A 4,665-nucleotide genomic window follows, 5' to 3' on the forward strand; every position below is an offset into this window, starting at 1 on the left:
GTTTTTCCTGTGGAGCGGCGCAGCACACCCCGTGCGCGCCGCTCCACAGGAAAAACGCCCGGGGGGAACCCCGGTCAGCCGAAGACCGCCAGGCTCTTCGCCTTCCCCTTCTCCGACTCCACCAGCGCCAGGAACCGGCCCTCGGGATCGAAGACCGCGACCGCGCCGGCGCCCGCGTACTCGTCGGGCATGTCCAGCCGGACCCCGTTCAGCAGGAGCCGCGCGCGCTTCGTGTCGACGTCCCAGCGGCGGAACGCGGCGGACGCGGCGTCCGCGACCGGCATGACCGTCAGCTCCTGCTGGAGCTGGTCGAGGGTGCGGGCGGAGTCCAGCTTGTAGGGGCCGACCCGGGTGCGCCGCAGCGCGGTGAGGTGGCCGCCGACACCGAGGCCTGCGCCGAGGTCGCGGGCGAGGGCGCGGATGTACGTACCGGAGGAGCAGACGACGGAGACGACGAGGTCGAGGACGGGGGTGCCGTCCTCGGCGACGGCCTCGCGGACGTCGTACACCTGGAAGGAGGAGATCGTCACCGGCCGGGCGGGGATCTCGAAGTCCTCGCCGTCGCGGGCCCGCTTGTAGGAGCGGACGCCGTCGATCTTGATGGCGCTGACCTTGGAGGGCACCTGCATGATGTCGCCGGTGAGCTTGGCGACGCCTTCCAGAACGAGATCCTTCGTCACCGCCGACGCGTCGACGGACGCCGTGATCTCGCCCTCCGCGTCGTCCGTGACCGTGGTCTGGCCGAGCCGGACCGTGCCGAGGTACTCCTTCTCGGTCAGCGCGAGGTGTCCGAGGAGCTTCGTGGCGCGCTCGACGCCGAGGACGAGGACACCCGTGGCCATCGGATCGAGCGTGCCGGCGTGGCCGACGCGGCGGGTGCGGGCGATGCCGCGCATCTTGGCGACGACGTCGTGGGAGGTGAAGCCCGACGGCTTGTCGACGATGACGAGGCCGTCGGGCGGGGTGGGCTTGCTGGTCATTCGGCGCTGTCGTCCGTCTCGTCGCCGGGCTTCTTGTACGGGTCGGCGCCGCCCGCGTAGTTCGCGCCGGCGGAGGCCTCGCGGACCTTCTCGTCGGACAGGCGCGCCTTGTCGAGGAGGTCCTCGATGGTGCGGGCGTTGTCGGGGAGGGCGTCCGCGACGAACGTCAGGGTCGGCGTGAACTTCACGCCGGCCGCGCGGCCCACCTCGGAGCGCAGGATGCCCTTGGCGCTCTCCAGCCCGGCCGCGGCCTCCGCCCGCTCCTCCTCACCGCCGTACACCGTGTAGAAGACGGTCGCCTCCCGCAGGTCGCCGGTGACCCGGGCGTCCGTGATGGTGACGTGCGTACCGAGCCTGGGGTCCTTGACCCCCCGCTGGAGCTTCTGGGCCACCACTTCTCGGATGAGGTCCGCCAGCCTCTTGGCGCGCGCGTTGTCGGCCACTGGTCCGTCTCCTTCGTCACTACTACTTGCAGCACTACTTGCAGCTTGCTTCAGTCTTCGTCGCCGTGGAGCCTGCGTCGAACCGAGAGCAGCTCCACCTCCGGCCGCGCGGCGACGAGGCGCTCGCAGCGGTCGAGTACATCGGTCAGGTGTTCCGTGTCCCCGGAGACCACCGCGAGCCCGATCTCGGCCCTGCGGTGGAGGTCTTGATTGCCCGTCTCGGCCACGCTCACCGCGTACTTGCGCTGGAGCTCGGCCACGATCGGGCGGACGACGGAACGCTTCTCCTTCAGCGAGTGGACGTCGCCGAGGAGGAGGTCGAAGGACAGAGTCCCCACGTACATGTGTGTCCGGATGTCCCGCCGGTTCGGGGTACTGGCGCCGCGTTCGGGCACCGATACGGGAACCGTACACGCAACGGCCGGGGCCGATCGACGGAAATTTCTCTCCGCCGACCGGCCCCGATCGCGTGCAGATCAGACGCGCGGCTTCTCGCGCATCTCGTACGTCGCGATGACGTCGTCGATCTTGATGTCGTTGAAGTTGCCGAGGTTGATACCGCCCTCGAACCCTTCGCGGATCTCGGTGACGTCGTCCTTGAAGCGCCGCAGACCCTCGATGTTGAGGTTCTCCGCGATGACCTTGCCGTCGCGGACGAGGCGGGCCTTCGTGTTGCGCTTGACCTCGCCGGAGCGGATGAGGACACCGGCGATGTTGCCCAGCTTGGACGACTTGAAGACCTCGCGGATCTCCGCCGTACCGAGCTCGACCTCTTCGTACTCCGGCTTCAGCATGCCCTTCAGGGCCGCCTCGATCTCCTCGATCGCCTGGTAGATGACCGAGTAGTACCGGACGTCGACGCCTTCGCGCTCGGCCATCTGCGCCGCGCGGCCGGCCGCGCGGACGTTGAAGCCGATGACGATGGCGTCCGAGCCCATGGCCAGGTCGATGTCGGACTCCGTGACCGCACCGACGCCGCGGTGCAGGACCCGGATGTCGACCTCTTCGCCGACGTCGAGCTGGAGCAGGGAGGACTCGAGGGCCTCGACGGAACCGGAAGCGTCACCCTTGATGATGAGGTTGAGCTGCTGGATCTCGCCGGCCTTGAGCACCTTGTCCAGGTCTTCGAGGGAGACCCGGCGGACGCGCTTGGCGAACGCCGCGTTGCGCTCGCGAGCGGCGCGCTTCTCGGCGATCTGGCGGGCGGTGCGGTCCTCGTCGACGACGAGGAAGTTGTCGCCCGCACCCGGGACGTTGGTGAGACCGAGCACCTGGACCGGGGTCGAGGGGCCGGCTTCCGTCACGTTGTTGCCGTTGTCGTCGAGCATCGCCCGGACGCGGCCGTACGCGTCGCCGACGACCATCGTGTCACCGACCCGCAGGGTGCCTCGCTGGACGAGGACCGTGGAGACGGCACCGCGACCGCGGTCGAGGCGCGACTCGATGGAAATACCCTGCGCGTCCTGGTTCGGGTTGGCCCGCAGGTCGAGCGAGGCGTCGGCGGTGAGGACGACGGCCTCCAGCAGGGAGTCGATGTGCAGACCCTGCTTGGCGGAGATGTCGACGAACATGGTGTCGCCGCCGTACTCCTCGGCCACCAGACCGTACTCGGTGAGCTGGCCGCGCACCTTGGTCGGGTCGGCGCCCTCGACGTCGATCTTGTTGACCGCGACGACGATCGGGACGTCGGCCGCCTTGGCGTGGTTGAGCGCCTCGACCGTCTGCGGCATGACGCCGTCGTTGGCCGCGACGACCAGGATCGCGATGTCCGTCGACCGGGCACCACGGGCACGCATGGCGGTGAACGCCTCGTGACCCGGGGTGTCGATGAAGGTGATCGCGCGGTCCTCGCCGTTGACCTCGGTCGCGACCTGGTAGGCACCGATGTGCTGGGTGATGCCGCCGGCCTCGCCCGCGATGACGTTCGTCTTGCGGATCGCGTCGAGAAGACGCGTCTTGCCGTGGTCGACGTGACCCATGACGGTGACGACCGGCGGGCGGACCACCAGGTCCTCCTCGTCGCCCTCGTCCTCGCCGAACTCGATGTCGAACGAGCCGAGGAGCTCGCGGTCCTCCTCCTCCGGGCTGACGATCTGAACCGTGTAGTTCATCTCGCCGGCCAGGAGCTCCAGCGTCTCGTCGGAGACGGACTGGGTGGCGGTGACCATCTCGCCGAGGTTCATCATGACCGCGACGAGGGACGCCGGGTTGGCGTTGATCTTCTCCGCGAAGTCGGTGAGCGACGCGCCGCGGGAGAGACGGATCGTCTCGCCGTTGCCGCGCGGCAGCATCACGCCGCCGACGCTCGGGGCCTGCATGGCCTCGTACTCCTGGCGCCTCTGCCGCTTCGACTTGCGACCGCGACGCGCGGGACCGCCGGGACGGCCGAAGGCGCCCTGCGTGCCACCACGGCCACCGGGACCGCCGGGACGACCGCCGAAGCCGGGACGACCGCCGCCGCCACCGCCACCGGGGCCACCGCCGAAGCCGCCGCCACCGGGACGGGCGCCGAAGCCGCCGCCACCACCGGGACGACCGGCACCGCCGCCGCCACCGCCGGGACGGGCGAAGCCGCCACCGCCACCGGGACGACCGGCGCCGCCGCCGGGACGACCGGCGCCACCGGGACCACGGCCACCGGGGCCGCCGCCGGGACGCGGGCCGGCAGCCGGACGCTGCGGCATCATGCCGGGGTTGGGACGCGGACCGCCGGGACGCGGGCCACCGGCACCGGGACCCTGCGGACGCGGCATGCCGCCGGGCGTCGGACGGGGACCGCCCGGAGCCTGCGGACGGGGACCGCCGCCCTGCTGGGCACCGGGGCCCTGCGGACGGGGACCGGCACCGGGAGCGCCGCCGGGGCCGGGACGCGGACCCGCGCCCTGCGGACGCGGGCCCTGCGGACGGGGGGCGCCCATGCCGGCGTTGCCACCGGACGTGAACGGGTTGTTGCCCGGACGGGGACCGGCCGGACGGGCGCCCGGACGAGCGCCGGGAGCGCCACCGGGGCGCGGACCACGGTCACCGGACGGACGCTGGCCGCGCTCGCCCTGGCCCTGCGGGGCCGGACGGGCACCGGGCTTGGGCGCCGGGCCGGGACGCGGACCGCCGGGGCGGGGCGCCTGCGCGGCGGGCGACTGCGGGGCCGGGGCCGACGGCGGAGCGGTGAACTCCGGGACGGCCGGGGCCGGACGCGGCGCGGGCTTGGGGCCCGGACGCGGACCCGCGGAAGGCGCCTGGGC

Annotated in this window: 4 protein-coding genes; all 4 read right to left on the bottom strand. The window is 72.0% G+C overall.

Annotation, left to right across the window (positions count from 1 at the left end):
* Positions 1-74: 74 nt before the first annotated feature.
* The gene (gene truB / locus AOK24_RS08070) at positions 75-980 is read right to left on the bottom strand and encodes a tRNA pseudouridine(55) synthase TruB (protein ID WP_055719358.1); all 906 of its coding nucleotides are present in this window, start codon (positions 978-980) and stop codon (positions 75-77) included.
* On the bottom strand, positions 977-1,423 hold the full coding sequence (gene rbfA, locus AOK24_RS08075) for a 30S ribosome-binding factor RbfA (protein WP_055719359.1): 447 nt from the start codon (positions 1,421-1,423) through the stop codon (positions 977-979). Before rbfA ends, truB begins: the two co-directional genes overlap by 4 nt.
* Positions 1,424-1,473: 50 nt before the next feature.
* Positions 1,474-1,767, bottom strand: coding sequence for a DUF503 domain-containing protein (locus tag AOK24_RS08080; protein ID WP_055719360.1), 294 nt, complete (start codon positions 1,765-1,767; stop codon positions 1,474-1,476).
* A gap of 132 nt (positions 1,768-1,899) precedes the next feature.
* Positions 1,900-4,665: translation initiation factor IF-2 (infB, locus tag AOK24_RS08085; protein WP_079056713.1), on the bottom strand; the 2,766-nt coding region annotated here is incomplete at its 5' end.

Origin of the sequence: Streptomyces niveiscabiei, assembly GCF_001419795.1 — a bacterium.
Classification (GTDB): domain Bacteria; phylum Actinomycetota; class Actinomycetes; order Streptomycetales; family Streptomycetaceae; genus Streptomyces; species Streptomyces niveiscabiei.

Excerpts from the sequence above, each read along its gene's own strand:
- truB (WP_055719358.1), bottom strand. The coding sequence starts at position 980 with ATGACCAGCAAGCCCACCCCGCCCGACGGCCTCGTCATCGTCGACAAG.
- AOK24_RS08080 (WP_055719360.1), bottom strand. The coding sequence starts at position 1,767 with ATGTACGTGGGGACTCTGTCCTTCGACCTCCTCCTCGGCGACGTCCAC.